Raw genomic sequence first — 18,205 nt, 5'->3', positions numbered from 1 at the left:
ACATCGTCGTCCAGGTGCACGTAGAGTGCGATCAGAAGGGCGTCTAGATCTGTCTTCACACACCGATCCTGGGCGCCCTTCACCATGCTCGCGGCCGGTTCAGCAATAACCCATCAACGATCTAGGGGCGGCGCCAGGGGCCGGTGACGGCGAACGTCGTGCCCGGGTCGTAGACGTTGACGAACATCGTGCGGCCGTCCGGGGAGAACGTCACCCCCGCGAACTCGCCCCACGCCGGCTCCTGCGGGGTGCCGATGTTCTGGGCGTTGCGCGCCATCGGGTACACCCGGCGGCCGCGGGTGACGCCGAACACGTGCTGCGCGCCGTCGCCGTCCTCGCACACCATCAGCCCGCCCTGCGGGGCCAGCGCGATGTTGTCGGGCGACTCGCCCGGCTTGCTCACGTCCGTGCCCGGCCCGAACACGATCACCAGCGTCAGCCGGCCCGAGCGCGGCTCGTAGGACCACACCTGGCCGAAGTGGTCGGCGCGCGACCCCTCGGCGCTGCGCGCGAAGCTGGTGACGAAGTAGACGCGGTCGCCGCCCCAGTAGCAGCCCTCCAGCTTCTGGCCGTGGGTGACGCCGCCGGGCCCGAAGTCCTGGAAGCGGATCGGCGTCTCGCGCGCCAGCGGGTCGGGCACGCGCAGCCACTGGACCTTGGAGAACGTCGTGCCCGGCTCCTGCACGGCCGACAGGTCCGGCACGCCCGGGACCCGCATCGCCTCCAGCCGGCCGCCCGCGCGCAGGCTGCCCACCCCGCCCTTGGGCCGGCGGGGCAGGAACCGGTAGAACAGCCCGAACGGCTTCTCGAAGGCGTCCTCGGTCTCGTACACCACCCCGTCGCGCGGGTCGATGGCCACCGCCTCGTGCTGGAAGCGCCCCATCGCCGTCAGCGGCACCGGGTCCAGGCGCCGGTCGGTGCCGACCTCGAACACGTACCCGTGGTCCTTGGTGTAGCCGTTGACGCCGGCCTTGTCCTCGGTCTCCTCGCAGGTCAGCCACGTGTTCCAGGGGGTGGGGCCGCCCGCGCAGTTGACCGCCGTGCCGGCGATGCCGACCCGTTCGGCGCACACCCGCCCGTCGTGGTCGATCTCCAGGACGGTGCAGCCGCCCTTGCCCTCGGGGTCGTAGGTCAGTCCTTTGACCGCGGGGACGCGGTGCTCGGCGTCGGGCCGGTTCTCGTGGTTGCGCACCAGCCAGGTGCGGCCGCCGCGGCCCGGGAACGCGGCCATCCCGTCGTGGTTGCTGGGGACGGGCCCCTCGCCCGAGCGCAGCGGCCGTCCCTCGCGCGACAGGATCCGGTAGCGGAAGCCGCGGGGCAGGTCCAGGATGCCGTCCGGGTCCGGCACCAGGGGCCCGTAGCCGGCCTCGCCGCCCACTTCCGCCGCCGCCGGGGCGCCGGTGAACAGCTCGTCCACCGGGCCGGTGAAGGCGATGCCGGCGCCCACCGCCCCGCCTCCGGCGAGGATCTGACGTCGTGTAACAGTCATGGTGCCTCCTTGCGCCCGGCTGTAACAGCCCCGTTTGTAACACATGCCACATTCGGGGGGAACCACGCTTTCCGCCGGGAACGCGTGGCGTACGGCGGGCGGCCGGGGGCCGGTCCGCAACGAAGATCATCTCAACGGGACGGGCCGGGCGGCCCCCCGGCGCGCGGTACTGTTTCCGAACAGCCGTTCATGAACAGGGGAGGACCGTGGCGCGCCCGCGTACCACCAGCGACGAGGCCATCCTGGAGGCCGCCGCCCGCGCCCTGGGCAGGCTCGGCCCCGGCCGCCTCACCCTCGGCGTCGTCGCCCAGGAGGCGGGCCTGGCCCCCGCCACCCTCGTCCAGCGCTTCGGGTCCAAGCGCGGCCTGCTCCTGGCGCTGGCCGGCCGTTCCGGCCCCGGCGCCCGCGGCTACTTCGACCGCGCCCGCGAGGAGCACGCCGCCCCGCTGGAGATCCTGAAGGCGGCACTGGCCGGGATGGCCGGCAACGTCCGCACCCCCGAGGAGATGGCCAACGGCCTGGCCTTCCTCCAGCTCGACCTGACCGACCCCGAGTTCCGCGAGCACGCCGCCGCGCACGCCCGCACGGTCGCCGACGAGATCGGCGCCCTGCTGGAGCGAGCCGCCGCCGACGGCGATCTTGCCCCCGGCACCGACACCGCCGCCCTGGCCCGCTCGGTCCAGATCACCTACAACGGCGCGCTGATCCTGTGGGCCCTGGCCGGGGACGGCGACCTGGCCGCGGTCCTGCTGACGGACCTGGACCGGCTGCTGGCCCCCTACCGCCCCGCCTGACGCCGCCCGGTCGCCGCCCCCGCCTCGGCTGAAACAGCCGGTTCGGCCTACTGGCTGCGCACGCACAGGCAGAACGGGTGGCCCGCCGGGTCGGTCAGCACCCGCCAGCGCTCCCCGCCCGGCTGGAACTCCGGCCGGCCCGCGCCCGCCTCCCGCGCCGCCGCCTCGGCCTTGTCCAGATCGTCGACATAGAAGTCCAGGTGGAACTGCTGCGGGTGCTCCTCCTCCGGCCACCGCGGCGCCCGGTGCCCGGCGGCCTTCTGGAAGTACACGTTCGTGCCGCCCGGCAGCAGCACCGCCGCCGCCTCCTCGGTGTCATAGGTGATCTCCGCGCCCGTCAGCTCGCGGTAGAAGGCCGCCAGCACCGGCGGCTCCGGGCAGTCGATGGTCACGGCGGTGAACTCGGCGTTTACCGGCATGGGGGAACTCCTCGCATCAGTATCGACGGCGATCGATCGGCTCTCGATCGCCTGCGTCCCGCATCATGCCGCCCGTACCTGCCACCTCCTGTCAGGTACGCGCGGGATCCTCGCCGCCGGCCCGCAGCAGCCGCGCCCCCAGCTCGCGCAGCCGCGCGGCCAGCTCGGGCGGCTCCCGCACCGTGAACTCCAGATCCAGGTACGCGATCCGCAGCGCCGTCCACTCCAGCGAGTCGGCCGCGGTGCGCAGCGTGCAGGTGTGCTCGTCCACCGGCTCCACCTCCACCTCGCTCACCCGGAACCGCTCGGCCAGCACCGCCGCCGGCGCGTGCACCGTCAGCACCGCCCGCCGCACCGGCCGGCCCGCCGCCAGCGACCGCTTCACGAACGCGGCCGCGTCCCCGCCCGGCACCTCCCGGGGCGCCGACCGCACCCCCGTCGGGAACGGCTCCTCCAGCCGGTCGGCGCGGAACGTCCGCCAGTCCCCGCGATCGGCGTCCCACGCCACCAGGTACCAGCGCCGCCCCGCCGACACCAGCCCGTACGGCTCCACCAGCCGGCGCCCGCTCGCCCCGCTCCTGTCCCGGTAGGCGAACCGCAGCCGCTCGCGGTCCCGGCACGCCGCGGCCAGCACCGCCAGCGTCTCCGGCGCCACCGCCGGACCCGCGGGCGGCCCGCCGATCGGCGTGGTCGCCGCGCCCAGCGCGCCCACCCGGCGCCGCAGCCGGTCCGGCAGCGCCTGCTCCAGCTTCGCCAGCGCCCGCACCGACGACTCCTCGATCCCCGCGACCCCGCCGGCCGCGGCCGCGCCGCGCAGCCCCAGCGCGATCGCCACCGCCTCGTCGTCGTCCAGCAGCAGCGGCGGCATCGCCGTCCCCGCCTCCAGCCGGTACCCGCCCGCCGTCCCCAGCTCGGCGTGCACCGGATATCCCAGCTCGCGCAGCCGCTCGACGTCCCGGCGCACCGTGCGCACCGTCACCCCCAGCCGCGCGGCCAGCTCCGGCCCGCTCCATCCCCGCCGCGCCTGCAGCAGCGACAGCAGCCGCAGCAGCCGCCCCGACGTCCCGCTCATTCCCGCAGTATGGCTCCCATCAAGGACAGGAACCGACCTCTTTCCGGCCGCGGTGCAACTTTGGTCTATCCGCTATGGCTCTTCGTCCGATGCCCGCCGCCCGCCGTACCCGCCAGAGTGGGAGACCAGAGGGGAAGAAACGGACGCAGCATCGCGGCAGCGACAGGGGGAAACGCACGATGGCCCGCACCGACCAGGGGCGCTGGACACTCGACCACGACGGGCACCGCCTCGAGGTCGAGGCCGCGCCGTCCGGCAGCGCCGGTACGAAACGGGGCATCCGGCTCTACCGCGACGGCGACCTGGTGGCCGAGGAGACCACCTCCCAGAAGAAGGTGAAGCTCACCCACGAGGGCCTCACCGTCAAGGCGTCCTGGGACTGGCGCGGCGAGCTCGCCCACTGCGCCCTCGTCCCCGCCGAGCTCGATCTGGACATCAAGGACGCCAAAGACGTCCGGGCGCTCATCGACCGGTCCGGCGAGACCTGGTTCACCCCGCCCGAGGGCAGCCGCGCCGCCCGCCGCGAGGCCCTGGCCCGCCGCCACCCCCGGCTGTACGCGGCGCGGCACGTCGCGCTGGCGACCGCCAAGGTCCTGCTGCCCCTGCTGGGCATCACCGCCCTGATCAAGATCCCCAAGCCGGACGTCGACCTGCCCGACGTCGACCTCCCCGACATCGACCCGCCCGACCTTCCCGACATCCCGTGGCCCGGCATCGACCTGCCCTCGATCCCGCTGCCCGACATCGCCCTCCCCGGCTGGATCCAGGCGATCCTGCAGTCGGCCAAGTACTGGGGCCCGATCCTGGTCGCCGCCGGCATCGCCGTGCAGGAGTACGAGCGCCGCAAGAAGCAGCGCGAGAAGGCCGCCGAACGCGCCGCCGCGGCCGCCGCGGCCGCCGCGCCCGACACGTCCAGCACGTCCGGTGAGGCCCGCGAGGCTGAGCAGAACCGGCGGCGCGAGAACGGCGAGCAGGAGACCGGCGAAGCCGAGGACGGCGAGGACGGCGAGGACGAGCCGGCGGCCCGCCCCGAGGACCGGCCGGCCGCTGATCGCACCTGACGGCCCGGCCCGCCGCCCGTCGGCTCAGCCGCTCAGCAGGGCGAACAGGCCGGCGCAGGTGAGGGCGACCATGACGGCCGCGATCGGGAGCTGGCCGCGGAACGCGCGGTCGGGCGGCTGGGTGCGCAGGGCCAGGTCATGGGCGGCGATGGTGGCCGCGATGTGCCCCAGCACGATCGCGTTCACCTGGACCTGCGCGGTCAGCGTCGGCCCGGCCAGGTCGTGGTCGACGCGGTTGCCGGTCGAGCCCAGCAGGTTCAGCCCGGTGCCGAACGGGTCGCTGGCCAGGATGAACGTCATCTGCCCTTCCAGCAGGAAGAACGAGAAGTAGTGCGCCAGGGTGTAGCCCAGCGCGATCGGCAGCAGCGTGGCGGCGAAGCGGCCCGGCACCTCGCGCGGGTCGCCGCCGGTCAGCGCGGCGCTGATCCGGGTGGCGGCCAGGTACAGGACGGTCACGGCCGCGATCGCCCCGGCCAGGCCCAGCGTCCCGGCGACCAGGTCGGCGGGGTCGACGTTGTCGCGCCAGTACGTGGTGCGGGTGATCCCGTCGAAGCCGGTCGAGCCGATCAGCACGCACGCCGCGGCGACCAGGCCGGGTTCGGCGGCGCCGCCCATGATGCCGGTCAGCGGCGTGCGCAGCACCAGGACGCCGTCGCCGCGGCGGCCGAGCGGGCAGAGCCGGGCCAGCAGGGTGGAGTACGCCTCGAACCCGTCGCCGCGGTCGAACCAGCCGCGCCCGTACCGCGCCGCCAGGACCACGTTGACCACGGCGTACGCCACGATCAGCGCGCCCACCACGCGGGGATCGGAACGGTTGGGCGCCACCAGCTCCAGCCACACGAAGCCGGCCAGCCACGCCGCGGCCGGCCACCACCCCAGCCGGGACGGCAGGGTACGGGCGCCGTCGGGTGAGATTCCCGTCACCCGGCACAGGCCCGCGTGCAGGGTCCGCAGCGGGTTGACGCGCTTCCACACCGGGCCCAGCAGGACGCTCGCCGGGACCAGCCCGACCCAGAACGTCACGTACAGCGCCCAGGGGGCCAGGTTCGCGGTGTCGCGGGGCGGGCCGGCGAACGCGACCAGCGTGACCAGCACCGTCGCGAGCAGGGCCGCGGCGCGCGCGGCGGCGGTCAGGGCGGGGGAATCCAGCAGGCGGGCCAGGCGGGGCGGCAGCGGGCGACCTGCGCCGGGGCGCAGGCGCGGCCGCTTCCAGGCCGCCGTGAGCGCCAGGAACGAGGCCGCCACCGCCGTCCCGCCGCCGGCGATGGCGGCGACGGCGTCCAGGGGCAGGTCGGTGCGGCCGCCCAGCCCGTGCGCGAGGACCTGCACCGCTCAGCTCACCTGCAGCTCGAACACGCGGGCACCGGAGTGGTGCAGCTCGACCTCGAACACGCCCGGGGTGTCGGCGACCAGCGTGAGCGTGCCGGGCGTGCCGGGCTTGACCGCGAGCGTGCGGTCGTAGCCGTGGACGTGCAGCTCGTCGGCCGCGTCGCTGGTCACGGTGATGCGCACGGTGGCGTCCCGGCGCACCTTGACCCGGCCCGAGGCGGTCCCGACCTCGCCGTCCCGCACGGTCACCGCGATGTCGGTGGCGTTCCCGGCCCGGGGCGCGGCCGACGAGGGCGCCGCGCCGCCGGCGGAGGCCGTGGGGCTCGCGGCGGGCTCGGGGGCCGGTTCGCCGCAGCCGGCCGCCGTGAGCAGCGTCCCGGCCGCCGCCACCGTCACCAGGGTCCGTCGCATGGTGCTCCTCTCTCTCGTGGTGTCCGACACCACAGAACGTGACACTAGACAATGACACATTCAAAAATGACATACTCCGGCCGGGGCGGAGTTTGTACCCCGATTTGACGGCTATAGGAGCATCCGTGTGGTACCCGATGACGAGCGGCGGCCGTGAAGCGGCGCTGTGGCTCGCCGCGCAACCCGCCGACGAGGCCAAGCCCGCGGGCGGCGCGGCACTGGACCAGATCATCATCGCCTCAGGCGGCGCCGGCCTGCTGACCGCCGTGCTGCTGGTCCTCGGCTGGGGACACCGCACCGGCAAGATCACCCTGCTCGGCCGGCTGGCCGCGCTGGCCGAGCGGGGGCCGGGCCGGGGACTGCCCGGCTGGGCCGCACTGCCCGCCACCGTGTCACTGCTGTCCCTGGTCACCGCACTGCTGGGGATGTACTGGGACATCTCCCTGCACATCTCCCACGGACGGGACGAGGGGCCGCTGGCCAACATCGCCCACTACCCGATCCTCATCGGGCTGTTCGGCATCTTCACCGCCGGTGTGCTGGCGATGGCCCTGCCCAAGGGCGAGCGCCCCGGCCGCGCCGCGGTCCGCATCACCCGCGACTGGTACGCCCCCGCCGGCGGCGTCCTGCTGGCCGGCGCCGGCTTCTACGCCCTGCTCGGCTTCCCCCTCGACGACGTCTGGCACCGCATCTTCGGCCAGGACGTCACCCTGTGGGGCCCCACCCACCTGATGCTCATCGGCGGCGCCGGGCTGTCGCTGATCGCCATGATGATCCTGGAGCGCGAGGGCCGCCGCGCCTGGACCGGCCCCGCCGCCGACCGCCCGGCCGGCATCGTCCGCTACGTCCGCCGCGGCATGCACGCCGGCGGGCTGCTCATCGGCCTGTCGGTGTTCCAGGCCGAGTACGACTTCGGCGTCCCCCAGTTCCGGCTGGTGCACCAGCCGCTGCTGATCGCGCTGGCGGCCGGCTGCGCGCTGGTAGCCGCTCGCCTGTGGGTGGGCCGCGGCGGCGCGCTGTTCGCGGTCGCGTTCTACATGCTGATCCGTGGCGGCGTTTCGGTGCTCGTCGGCCCCGTGGTCATCGGCGAGCTGTGGGCGGCCGTCCCGCTCTACTTCGCCGAGGCGCTGTGCGTGGAGATCGCCGCGCTCGCCCTGGCCCGCCGCCCGCTCGCCCTCGGCGCGGTGTCCGGCGTGCTGATCGGCACCGCCGGGTTCGGCGCCGAGTACGCCTGGACGCAGGCCGTCTTCCGGCTGCCGTGGACCGGCGACATCCTGGTCGAGGGCATGCTGATGGCCGTGGCCGGCGGCGTCGCGGGCGGCCTGTGCGGGGCCATGCTCGCCGAGGGACTGGAGGGCCGGCTGCCGCGCCCCGCGGTCGCGCGCACGGCGTTCGCCCTGTCGATCGCGGCCGTCGCGGCGGCCGTGGCCAACGGACTGGTCATCGACGTACCGCGCAACGTCCAGGCCACCGTCGCGCTCACCGACGTGCGGGGCGGGGAGGCCGGCCGCACCGCGCACGCCCGGATCACCTTCAGCCCGGCCGGTGCCCTGGACGACCCCGCCTGGATCGCCATCACCGGCTGGCAGGGCCAGGGCCTGCACGTCGAGCCGCTGATCGAGGAGGGCGAGGGCGTCTACCGCACCAGCGCGCCCATGCCGCTGCACGGCGACTGGAAGACCCTGATCCGCGTCCACGACGGGCGCGCGCTGGCGGGCGTGCCGATCTACCTGCCCGCCGACCCCGCCATCGGCGCCCGCGAGCTGGCCGCCCCGGCGTCCTTCACCCGCGACGTGCAGAGCGAGAAGCGGATCCTGCAGCGCGAGCTGAAGTCCGACGTCCCCGGCTGGCTGTGGCTGGCCTGCTCCTCGGTGGTGCTGTTCTGCACCCTGGTGCTGATCCTCGCACTGGGCTGGGGCACCGCCCGCATCGCCCGCCGGCTGCCCGACGAGCCCGCCGCCGAGTCCGCCGGCGCCCCGGAGAAGGTCGCGACATGACCCCCGCCGTGGACGGGGTGCTGGCCACGCACCCGGTGGTCAGCGCCATCCCGTTCTTCGTCCCGACGTTCGTCGTCGTCGCAGTGATCGCCGTCATCGTCTGGCGCGACCGCCGCCGCGACGACGACGAGCACGGGGGACACGGCGAGCGCGAAGACCACAGTGAGCGCGAGAACCTGCGCGACCCCGGCTGAAACCGCAGCCGGCACGCCGGGAGGCCCCCACCCATCTCCCTCGCCCCTGGGGCCTCCCGGCTCCCCCGCTAGGGTCGGGGCATGACCGACCACGCCGCGTACCTGTCCGGGCTGTTCTCCCTGGAAGGGCGGACCGCCGTCGTCACCGGCGGCAGCTCGGGCATCGGCCGAGCGATCGCCGAGGCGCTCGCCATGGCCGGTGCGAGCGTCGTCGTCATCGCCCGCCGCGAGGCCGAGCTCGAGGCGACCGTGCGGGACCTGCGCGGCCGCGGCCGCCGCGCCGCCTGGGTCAGCGCCGACCTCGGTGACCGGGACGCGCTGCGGCGCGCCGCCGAGGACGCGGTGCGCCCGTTCGGCGAGCCCGACATCCTGGTCAACTCGGCCGCGGTCAACCTGCGTCCCCCGATGGGCGAGCTGGACGAGGACGCCTGGGACACCACGATGGCGGTCAACCTGGACGCCCCGTTCCTGCTCGGGCAGCGGTACGGCCCCGGGATGGCCGAGCGCGGGTTCGGCCGCATCGTCCACGTCGCCTCCCAGCAGGCGTACCGCGCGTTCGTGCGCAGTGGCGGCTACGGCGTCTCCAAGGCCGGCCTGTCCGCGCTGGCCCGCTCGCAGGCCGAGGCGTGGTCGCCGCACGGCGTCACCTGCAACACCCTGGTGCCCGGCTTCGTGATGACGCCGCTGAACGCGCACCTGGCGTCCGACACCGCCACCGTCCAGGCGCTCGCCGACCGCACCATGATCGGGCGCAACGGCGTGGCCGGGGACTTGGCCGGCGCCGCGGTGTTCCTGGCGAGCGCGGCGGCCGGGTACGTGACGGGGCAGGCGCTGTTCGTCGACGGCGGCCTCTCCGTGCACTAGCCGTCGTCGCGCGGCCCGCCCGCGCGCCGGACCCGCGCCTCCAGGCCGTCCAGCAGGCAGTCCAGGCCGAAGGCGAACTCGTCCTCGGGGGTGTCGTCGCCGGGCTCGGCGAAGAGCCGCTCCGCGACGATCGCCCGCAGCTCGGGGAAGTCGCCCTCCTTGGTGACGGCGGCCAGCACCCCTCCGTAGTCGATGGCGACCTGCTGCTCGGTCTTGCCCGCGGCCCGGGTCCCCGACTCCAGGTCGTGGATCAGGCCCGCGGTGAACCGCACGTACCCGGTCAGCAGCGTCAGTATCGACAGCCGGGTGCCCGAGTCCAGCCCCGTGCCGCGCATCCGGCGCAGCCCGGCCTCCATCCACGCCACGTTGTTGGGCATGACCGGCGGGCCGGTGATCGGGATGTTCAGCGCCCAGGGGTGGCGGCCGGTGACCTCGCGCAGCGCGACCGCGTACTCGCGCAGCGCCTCGCGCCAGCCGGTGCCCGGCTCCGGCGGTCCCGGCGGCGGCCCGAGCAGCTCGTCCAGGATCAGCGTGAGCAGGTCGCCCTTGGACGGGACGTAGCGGTACAGCGCCATCGTGGACGCGCCGGCCTCGGCGGCGACCCGGCTCATCGACACCGCCTCCAGCCCCTCGGCCGCGCCGACCCTGATCGCCGCCTCGACGATGCCCTTCAGGCTCAGCGTCCGCTTGGGGCCCTTGCCGGGCCGGTCGCGCAGCCCCCAGGCCAGCTCGACGCTCTCCGGCAGCCCGCCGCCGTTCTCCTCGCCCACTCGGCCCGCTCACCGCCCTTCTCCATCCGGGTTGACCCGTCCACCGGTTATGTGTATACACTACGCAGTACCGCGTAGGCCATACACAGTAGAGCGTACGCCATACACAGAGAGAGGCCCCATGAGCGACGAACCGGCCATCAGCGCGACCGGGCTTCGCAAGTCCTACGGGGCGGTGACGGTCCTGTCGGGCATCGATCTCCAGGTCGCCCGGGGCGGCGTGTTCGCCCTGCTCGGGCCCAACGGCGCGGGAAAGACCACCACCGTCCGCATCCTGTCCACGCTCACCCCGCCCGACGCCGGCACCGCCCGCGTCGCCGGCCTCGACGTCGTCCGCGACCGCCGCCGGGTCCGCAAGGCCATCAGCCTGACCGGCCAGCACGCCGCCGTCGACGAACTCCAGACCGGCGAGGAGAACCTGCGCATGATGGGCCGCCTGCACCGGCTCCCCCGCGCGCTGGCCCGCCGCCGGGCCGCCGAGCTCCTCGAGCGCTTCGACCTCACCGAGGCCGCCGGCCGCCGCGTCGCCACCTACTCCGGCGGCATGCGCCGCCGCCTCGACCTGGCCGCCGGCCTCGTCGGCGACCCCGAGGTGATCTTCCTGGACGAGCCCACCACCGGCCTGGACCCCCGCAGCCGGCGCGCCATGTGGGACGTGGTCACCGGCCTCACCGACGAGGGCGTGACCGTCCTGCTCACCACCCAGTACCTGGAGGAGGCCGACCGGCTCGCCGGCCGCATCGCCCTGCTGGACGCCGGCCGCGTCGTCGCCGAGGGCACCGCCGCCGAGCTCAAGGACCGCATCCCCGGCCGCCGCCTCGACCTCGTCGCCGCCGGCCCCGCGGAGTACGAGGCCCTGGACCGCGCGCTCGGCGCCCGCGCCGCCCAGCGCGACCCCGTACGCCTCACCCTCGGCGTCACCACCGGCGGCGACGCCGCCGAGGTCCGGGCGCTGCTGGACGAGGTCGACCCCGCCCGCACCGCCGTGCGGCGCTTCACCGTCAACGAGACCACCCTGGACGACGTCTTCCTCGCCCTGACCGGCCAGTCCACCAGCACCAGCACGAAGGAGCACACGCGTGTCTGAACTCGCCGCCTGGCCCGTCATGGCCGGCCGCAGCCTGCGGCTGACGCTGCGCAACATCGACGGGCTGCTCATCACGCTGCTGCTGCCCGTCATGATCATGCTGCTGTTCGTCTACCTGTTCGGCGGCGCGATCGACACCGGCACCACCGAGTACGTCACCTACGCGCTGCCCGGCGTCCTGATCATCTGCGCCTCGTACGGGGCGTCCATGACCGCCGTCAGCGTCGCCGACGACATGAGCAAGGGCGTCGTCGACCGCTTCCGCTCCATGGACATCGGCGCCCGCGCGCTGCTGTCGGGCCACGTCGCCGCCAGCACCCTGCGCAACCTGTGCTCGGTCGTCGCGGTGTTCGCCGTCGCGTTCCTCATCGGCTTCCGGCCCGCCGCGGGCCCGGCGGGCTGGCTCGCCACCGCCGGCGTCCTGATCGCGTTCATCGTCGCGATGTCCGCCATCTCCGCCACCGTCGGGCTGCTGGCGCGCACGCCCGAGGCCGCCAGCGGCTTCACCTTCTTCGTGCTGTTCCTGCCCTACCCCAGCAGCGCGTTCGTCCCGGTCGACACCATGCCCGGCTGGCTGCACGGCTTCGCCCGCAACCAGCCCGCCACCCCGGTCATCGAGACCGTGCGCGGCCTGCTGCTCGACCAGCCCGTCGGCACGCGCCCCTGGGTCGCGCTGGCCTGGTGCGCCGGCATCCTGCTGGTCGCGGGCGCGTTCGCCGGCGTCCTGTTCCGCCGCCGCACCCGCTGAACCCCGCCCCTGCGGGGCCGGTCGACGGGCCGCCGCCCGGCCACGCGCTACTCGGCGCCGTGCCGGGCGGCGGCCGCGTCGATCCGCGCCGCCAGATCGAAGTCCCTGCCCGTCAGCCCGCCCGCGCTGTGCGTGGACAGCGTGAACGTCACGTTCCGCCAGCGGATGTCGATGTCGGGATGGTGGTCGGCCTCCTCGGCCGCCCGCGCCACCTCCCCCACCAGCTCGATCCCGCCCATGAACGACGGCGCCTTCACCCGGCGGCGGATGCTGGCGCCGTCCCGCGTCCAGCCGGGCAGCTCCCTGAGACGGCCGGTGATCGCGGCGTCGTCCAGCAGATCGGCCATGGCCGCGTCCCCTCTCTCGTGGATCCTCCCTCCGAGTAGATCACGCCGCCGGGCGCCCGCCCGGTCAGGACCCGCCCTCGGCGGTCAGGTCGTACAGGGTCGTGCCGCCGACCGTCGTGGCCGGGAAGTTCTCCCGGACCCAGGCCGCGATCCGCTGCGCCGCGTCGCTGCCGCTCCCGGCGCGCATCCCCGGGCCGCCGCCGGCGAAGTAGTGGATCCGCCCCGCCGCCACGTACTCCTGGAAGCGCTCCAGCGTCGGCGCCGGGTCCGTCCCGTTGAAGCCGCCCACGGCCATCACCGGCCGCCCCGCCGCCAGCTGGTACCCGGCCGCGTTGTTGGACCCCACGGCCGCCGCCACCCAGGTGTAGGCGCCGGCGTCCTCCGTCAACGCCGCCGTCACCGCGTCGCTCGGCGTCACCCCGTTCAACAGCCCGCCCGTACCGCCGCCGGGACGCTGCCCGCCGCCGCCGTCACCGGCCTGACCGGCGCTTCCCGGCTGGCCGGTGCCCGCGGTGCCGCCGGTGCCCGGCCGGACGCCGCCCATCGGCCGGCCCGCCTGGCCTCCGTCACCGGGCCCCATCGCGGCGGGCGGCGGGCCGAAGCCGCCCTGGCGCCCGCCGGGACCGCCGCGCCCTCCCGGGCCGCGCATCCCGCCGAACCCCTGCCCGGTGGCCGGGCCGGCGGTGACGATCGCGCCCGTGTGCGGCGTCCCGACCGTGTCCAGCGCGTACGCGGCCGGCCCGGTGAACCCGCTGACCACCGCCAGCGCCGCCGCGACCAGCGCGACCGCGCGGGGCAGCCGCCCGGCCACCAGCAGCAGGGCACCGGCCGGCAGCGCCGCGGCGACGATCACCGGCGACAGCCAGGTGTTCCAGTCCCCGGTACGGCCCAGCAGCACGCACGCCCAGCCCGCCGTACCCACGACCACCGCCGCCAGCGTAGCCGCGGCGGCCCGGCTCCGGCGGCGCTCCCACAGCACCCCGGCGCCCATCCCCGCGAGCGCGGCGACCGGCGGCGCCAGCGCCACCGTGTAGTACTCGTGGAAGATCCCCTGCATGTAGCTGAAGATCACGCCCGTGACCAGCAGCCAGCCGCCCCACAGCGCGAACGCCGCCCGTACCGGATCGGTACGCGGCGCCCGCCGCGTCGCCCACAGGCCCGCGGCCAGCAGCACCAGCCCGGCCGGCAGCAGCCAGGAGATCTGGCCGCCGATCTGGGCGCCGAAGAGCCGGTCCCAGCCGGCGTTCTGGTTCAGGTTGCCCAGCCCGCCGACCTCGTCGCCGTTGAGGCGACCCAGCCCGTTGTAGCCCAGCGCCAGCTCCAGCACGCTGTTGTTCTGCGAGCCGCCGATGTACGGCCGGGACGAGGCGGGCACCAGCGCGACCACCGCGACCCACCACCCCGCCGAGAGCAGCAGCGCCGCCCCGGCGAGCACCAGCTGCCACAGCCTGCGCCGTACCGGGGTCGGCGCCGCCACCAGGTAGACCAGCGCGTACACCGGCACGACCAGGAACGCCTGGAGCATCTTGGCCAGGAACCCGAACCCCACGCACGACGCCGCGAGCACCAGCCAGCGCGTGCTCGCGTCCTCCTGCGCCCGCAGCAGCCCGTACGCGCCGAGCGTCAGCAGCAGCACCAGCAGCGCATCGGGGTTGTTGAACCGGAACATCAGCGCCGCGACCGGCGTGAGCGCCAGCGCCAGCCCGGCCAGCAGCGCCGCACCGGCCGGGAGGCGCCGCCGCACGGCCGCGTACACCGTGCCGACGGTCGCCACACCCATCAGCGCCTGCGGGACGAGGATGCTCCAGGAGTTCACGCCGAAGACGCGGGCGGCCAGGACCATCGGCCACAGCGCGCCCGGCGCCTTGTCGACCGTGATGGCGTTGGCGCCGTCGGAGGACCCGAAGAAGAACGCCTTCCAGCTCGTCGCGCCCGCCTGCACGGCCGCCGAGTAGAAGGAGTTCGCCCAGCCGGACGCGCCCAGCCCCCACACGTACAGCACCGCGGTACCCGCCAGCAGGGCCAGCAGTGCGGGCCGCGCCCACACCGGATCGCTCTCGCGGCCCCGGACCAGCCGGCGCAGCGGGCCGGAGGCGGCCCGCCCGCCGGTCAGAGTCGTCGTCATCGGGAATCCTTAACTCAGCTTGTAGAGCCGGGCGCCGCCGGCCGAAGAGGACGAGGAAGACGAGGAGGACGAGGAGGACGAGGAGGACGAGGAACCGCCGTACGCGCTCGCGTCGACGAGGGTCCCGTTCTTCTGCACCCAGGCCGTCACCTCGGACGAGCCGCCGCCGTCGGGACCGCCGCCGCGCCCCTCGCCGATGAGGATGTAGCGCAGCCGCCCGCTCTCGACGTACCGCTGGAGCTTCTCGACGGTCATCGCCGGGTCCCGGCCGGTGAAGCCGCCCATGGCGATGACCGGCTCACCGCTCTCCAGGATGATCGAGGACGCCTGCTGGGAGCTGCTGACGGCCACGAGCCAGCGCGCGCCGCCGCGGTTCTTCTTCAGGTAGTCGACCATCTGGTCGCCGACCTGCCCGCCCGGCCCGCCGCCGAAGCCGCCGGGGCGCGTCCCCCTCTGCGGCCGGCCACCCGCCGCCTGCCCGCTCTGCGGTCGGCCGTCCTGGCCCTGGGCGCTCGGCGCACGCCCGTCGCTGGGACGGCCGTCCTGGCCCTGCCCGCCGGGCGGCATGCCGCCGGGAAGGCCGCCGCCGGGCATCGCGCCGCCACGGCCGGGCATGCGGCCCGGCATCGCGGCGGAACGTCCGCCGGAACCGCCGAAGCCCTGCCCCGAGGACGGCCCGGCGAGCGGATTGGTGCCGTTCACCGGCGACGAGGCGGCCGACACCGCGTACGCGGCGGGACCGCCCAGCCCCGCGAGGACCGCCAGCGCCAGCCCGGCCACGGCCACCCGCGCCCGCAGGCGCGGCACGCGGCCCGCGGTGAGGGCCAGGACCGCCAGTACGGTCACGGCCGCCACGGCCCACCGCAGCCACGGATTCCAGTTCGGAGTACGGTTCAGCAGCACGAACGACCACGCGCCCGTGACCGCGATCCCAACCGGCAGCACCCACGCCCACGCCGCCGAGCGCCGGTACGCGCCGTACAGCAGCACCGCCCCCGCCCCGGTCAGGGCACCGATCGCCGGGCCCATCGCGGTGGAGTAGTACGGGTGGAACGTGCCCTCGGCGAAGCCGAACACCACGTAGTGCAGGGCCAGCCAGCCGCCCCACAGCAGCAGCCCGGCGCGCGCCGGGTCCGTCCGCGGCCGCTTGCGCAGCAGGACCAGGCCCGCCGCCAGCGCCAGCGCGGCGAACGGCAGCAGCCAGGAGATCTGGCCGCCCAGGATGTCGTTGAACAGCCGGCCCGCGCCGGCCTCGCCACCGAATCCGCCGCCGCCACCGGGCCCGCCGCCGCGGCCGTCGCCGCCCTCACCGAAGATCCGGCCGAGGCCGTTGTAGCCGATGACCAGGTCCCACACCGTGCCGTCGGTGCTGCCCCCGATGAACGGCCGCCGGTCCGCCGGGATCAGGTCGACCACGGCCATCCACCAGAAGCTCGCCACCGCCATCGCGGCACCGGCGGCCAGCAGGTGGACGATCCGCCGCGGCACGCCGGGCCGGGCGGCGACCAGGTACGCCAGCGCCAGCGCGGGCACCACCACGAACGCCTGCAGCATCTTGGTGTTGAAGCCGCAGCCGACGAAGAACGCCGCCGCCGCCAGCCAGCGCATCCGGTCGGACTCGACGGCCCGCTGGGTCGCCCACGCGGCCAGCACCAGCAGCAGGACCAGCAGCGTGTCGGGGTTGTTGTCGCGGTTGATCGCGACGGTGATCGGCGTCAGCGCCGCCACCACGGCGGCGATCAGCGCCGCCGGGTGCCCGAACGCGCGACGCACGGTCGCGTGCACGACCGCGGCCGACGCCGCGCCCATCAGCGCCTGCGGCAGCAGGAGGCTCCAGGTGCCGAATCCCAGGACCCGGGCGAACAGCCCCATCACCCACAGCGCCATCGGCGGCTTGTCCACCGTGATGAACGAGCCGGAGTCCAGGGCGCCGAAGAAGAACGCCTTCCAGCTCTCGGTCCCGCTCTTCACCGCGGCCGAGTAGTAGGAGTTGGCGTACCCGCCGTCCGGCAGGTTCCAGGCGTACAGGCCGAACGCCAGCAGCAGCACCGCCCACAGCGCGGGCCGGGACCAGCGCGGGTCGCCGGGGGCGCCCAGCGCCAGCCGCCGCAGCCGGCCGCGTGCCTTCCCGGGCGCGGCGTGCCGTGCGGCGCCGCCGGGGGCGTTGGTGATCGTGTCGGTGGCCGTCATCGCAGCGTCTCCCCCGCGGTCTCGGTCTCGGGCACGGCAGCGGCGGCGGTACGGTCGCGGCCCAGCCGGCGCGGGTGGAAGATCCACGCCCGCATCAGCAGGAACCGCACCAGGGTCGCCACGCCGTTCGCGCAGACCAGCGCGGCGACCTCGACCGTGCGGGACGCGCCGGAAGCGGTGGCGTGCAGCAGCGCGAGGCCGCCGGTGCTCAGCGCGAGCCCCAGCAGGAACGCCAGCCCGCCCTCCAGTTGCTGCCGGAACGCGCGCTGCGGCCCGGTCACCCCGAAGGTGAAGCGGCGGTTGGCGGCGGTGTTGCCGATCGTGGTGGCCACCAGCGACACCGCGTTCGCCGCCAGCGGCCCCATGACCGTGCGCAGCAGGACGAACAGCACCAGCTGCGCGAGCGTGCTGATGACGCCGATGACGGCGAAGCTGGGCAGCTGCCGCGCCATCCCGGCGGGCAGCTCGGGGCGGGTGCGGCCGCCGACCGGGGCGCGGAACGCCCCGGTCACCATCCGCCGCCCGACCCGCGCCATGCCCCTGAGGTCGTCCAGCGCGGTGTGCAGGACGTCCACGCGGCTGTCGGGGTCGTCCACCCAGTCGACGGGGACCTCGTGGATGCGCAGCCCGTTGCGCTCGGCCAGCAGCAGCAGCTCGGTGTCGAAGAACCACGCCTCGTCCTCGACCGCCGGCAGCAGCGCCTGGACGATCTCGGTACGGGCCGCCTTGAAGCCGCACTGGGCGTCGGAGAACCGCGCCGCCAGCGTCGTGCGCAGCAGCAGGTTGTAGCAGCGGGAGATCAGCTCGCGCTTGGGACCGCGCACGACCGCCGAGCCGCGCGACAGGCGGCTGCCGATCGCCAGGTCGCTGTGCCCGGAGATCAGCGGCGCGACCAGGGGGAGGAAGGCGTCCAGGTCGGTGGACAGGTCCACGTCCATGTACGCGACGACGTCGGCGTCGCTGTGCCCCCACGCGTACCGCAGCGCCCGGCCGCGGCCCTTCTCGGGCACCCGCACCGCGCGCACGTGCGCCAGGGCGGCGGCCAGTCGCTCGGCCAGTGGCCAGGTTCCGTCGATGCTGGCGTTGTCGGCGATCGTGATCCGGAACGGGTACGGGAACGTCTCGGCCAGGTAGCCGTGCAGGCGCCGGATGCTCGCCGCCAGCACGCGTTCCTCGTTGTACACGGGGACGACCACCTCGACGAGGGGGCGCCGGCCGTCGCGCGGCCGCGCCCCGGCGGGAGCCGCCGTATCGGTGACCAATTGACTCATGGGACCAACGTCGGCGGCCGGGCTTGGAGTGGCCTGA

General features: G+C 74.9%; 17 protein-coding genes. 7 read left to right on the top strand and 10 right to left on the bottom strand.

What is annotated here, in order from left to right; all coding sequences use genetic code 11:
• Positions 1-121: 121 nt before the first annotated feature.
• On the bottom strand, positions 122-1,489 hold the full coding sequence (locus tag ACA361_RS40565) for an alkaline phosphatase PhoX (protein WP_375020475.1): 1,368 nt from the start codon (positions 1,487-1,489) through the stop codon (positions 122-124).
• A gap of 206 nt (positions 1,490-1,695) precedes the next feature.
• Between ACA361_RS40565 and ACA361_RS40560 the strand changes: the two genes are divergently transcribed.
• Positions 1,696-2,283: a TetR/AcrR family transcriptional regulator gene (locus ACA361_RS40560; RefSeq protein ID WP_375020474.1), complete on the top strand. Its 588-nt coding sequence runs from the start codon at positions 1,696-1,698 to the stop codon at positions 2,281-2,283.
• 47 nt (positions 2,284-2,330) lie between these two features.
• Here ACA361_RS40560 and ACA361_RS40555 read toward each other — a convergent pair whose 3' ends face one another.
• The gene (locus ACA361_RS40555) at positions 2,331-2,702 is read right to left on the bottom strand and encodes a VOC family protein (RefSeq protein WP_375020473.1); all 372 of its coding nucleotides are present in this window, start codon (positions 2,700-2,702) and stop codon (positions 2,331-2,333) included.
• A 91-nt stretch (positions 2,703-2,793) separates the two neighbouring features.
• Positions 2,794-3,774, bottom strand: coding sequence for a helix-turn-helix transcriptional regulator (locus tag ACA361_RS40550; RefSeq protein WP_375020472.1), 981 nt, complete (start codon positions 3,772-3,774; stop codon positions 2,794-2,796).
• A gap of 179 nt (positions 3,775-3,953) precedes the next feature.
• Between ACA361_RS40550 and ACA361_RS40545 the strand changes: the two genes are divergently transcribed.
• Entirely contained in the window at positions 3,954-4,835 is an 882-nt protein-coding gene (locus ACA361_RS40545; RefSeq protein WP_375020471.1) for a hypothetical protein, read from the top strand.
• 24 nt (positions 4,836-4,859) lie between these two features.
• On the opposite strand, the gene ACA361_RS40540 is transcribed toward ACA361_RS40545, so the two are convergent.
• The gene (locus ACA361_RS40540) at positions 4,860-6,164 is read right to left on the bottom strand and encodes a hypothetical protein (protein WP_375020470.1); all 1,305 of its coding nucleotides are present in this window, start codon (positions 6,162-6,164) and stop codon (positions 4,860-4,862) included.
• Between the two features lie 3 nt (positions 6,165-6,167).
• Entirely contained in the window at positions 6,168-6,575 is a 408-nt protein-coding gene (locus ACA361_RS40535; protein WP_375020469.1) for a hypothetical protein, read from the bottom strand.
• Positions 6,576-6,700: 125 nt separating this feature from the next.
• Between ACA361_RS40535 and ACA361_RS40530 the strand changes: the two genes are divergently transcribed.
• The 3 genes from ACA361_RS40530 to ACA361_RS40520 all read left to right on the top strand — a co-directional run bounded on the left by ACA361_RS40530 (position 6,701) and on the right by ACA361_RS40520 (position 9,630).
• Positions 6,701-8,572, top strand: a complete 1,872-nt coding sequence (locus ACA361_RS40530) for a hypothetical protein (protein ID WP_375020468.1) — start codon at positions 6,701-6,703, stop codon at positions 8,570-8,572.
• Positions 8,569-8,766 carry a hypothetical protein gene (locus ACA361_RS40525; protein ID WP_375020467.1) on the top strand — a complete coding sequence of 66 codons (198 nt, stop codon included), beginning with the start codon at positions 8,569-8,571 and terminating at the stop codon, positions 8,764-8,766. Before ACA361_RS40530 ends, ACA361_RS40525 begins: the two co-directional genes overlap by 4 nt.
• A gap of 81 nt (positions 8,767-8,847) precedes the next feature.
• The gene (locus ACA361_RS40520) at positions 8,848-9,630 is read left to right on the top strand and encodes an SDR family NAD(P)-dependent oxidoreductase (protein WP_375020466.1); all 783 of its coding nucleotides are present in this window, start codon (positions 8,848-8,850) and stop codon (positions 9,628-9,630) included.
• Here the strand turns inward: ACA361_RS40520 and ACA361_RS40515 are convergent.
• Positions 9,627-10,400 (bottom strand): TetR/AcrR family transcriptional regulator, encoded by a 774-nt coding sequence (locus ACA361_RS40515; RefSeq protein ID WP_375020465.1) that lies wholly within the window; start codon positions 10,398-10,400, stop codon positions 9,627-9,629. The genes ACA361_RS40520 and ACA361_RS40515 overlap by 4 nt on opposite strands.
• 121 nt (positions 10,401-10,521) lie before the next feature.
• Between ACA361_RS40515 and ACA361_RS40510 the strand changes: the two genes are divergently transcribed.
• Together ACA361_RS40510 and ACA361_RS40505 are read left to right on the top strand one after the other, a co-directional pair.
• Positions 10,522-11,487 carry an ATP-binding cassette domain-containing protein gene (locus ACA361_RS40510; protein ID WP_375020464.1) on the top strand — a complete coding sequence of 322 codons (966 nt, stop codon included), beginning with the start codon at positions 10,522-10,524 and terminating at the stop codon, positions 11,485-11,487.
• Positions 11,480-12,235 carry an ABC transporter permease gene (locus ACA361_RS40505; RefSeq protein ID WP_375020463.1) on the top strand — a complete coding sequence of 252 codons (756 nt, stop codon included), beginning with the start codon at positions 11,480-11,482 and terminating at the stop codon, positions 12,233-12,235. Before ACA361_RS40510 ends, ACA361_RS40505 begins: the two co-directional genes overlap by 8 nt.
• A gap of 47 nt (positions 12,236-12,282) precedes the next feature.
• On the opposite strand, the gene ACA361_RS40500 is transcribed toward ACA361_RS40505, so the two are convergent.
• From ACA361_RS40500 to ACA361_RS40485, 4 genes are all read right to left on the bottom strand, one after another.
• On the bottom strand, positions 12,283-12,582 hold the full coding sequence (locus ACA361_RS40500) for a 4a-hydroxytetrahydrobiopterin dehydratase (protein ID WP_375020462.1): 300 nt from the start codon (positions 12,580-12,582) through the stop codon (positions 12,283-12,285).
• 64 nt (positions 12,583-12,646) lie between these two features.
• On the bottom strand, positions 12,647-14,707 hold the full coding sequence (locus ACA361_RS40495; protein ID WP_375020461.1) for an ArnT family glycosyltransferase: 2,061 nt from the start codon (positions 14,705-14,707) through the stop codon (positions 12,647-12,649).
• A gap of 9 nt (positions 14,708-14,716) precedes the next feature.
• Complete coding sequence (locus ACA361_RS40490; protein ID WP_375020460.1) at positions 14,717-16,897, bottom strand: glycosyltransferase family 39 protein; 2,181 nt, start codon at positions 16,895-16,897, stop codon at positions 14,717-14,719.
• Positions 16,894-18,168: a glycosyltransferase gene (locus ACA361_RS40485; protein ID WP_375020459.1), complete on the bottom strand. Its 1,275-nt coding sequence runs from the start codon at positions 18,166-18,168 to the stop codon at positions 16,894-16,896. The genes ACA361_RS40490 and ACA361_RS40485 overlap by 4 nt, the downstream gene beginning before the upstream one ends.
• Positions 18,169-18,205: the final 37 nt, after the last annotated feature.

Origin of the sequence: Actinomadura sp. 21ATH (assembly GCF_041951345.1) — a bacterium.
Classification (GTDB): Bacteria; Actinomycetota; Actinomycetes; order Streptosporangiales; family Streptosporangiaceae; genus Spirillospora.
This window is presented reverse-complemented; position numbering and strand designations above follow the sequence as displayed.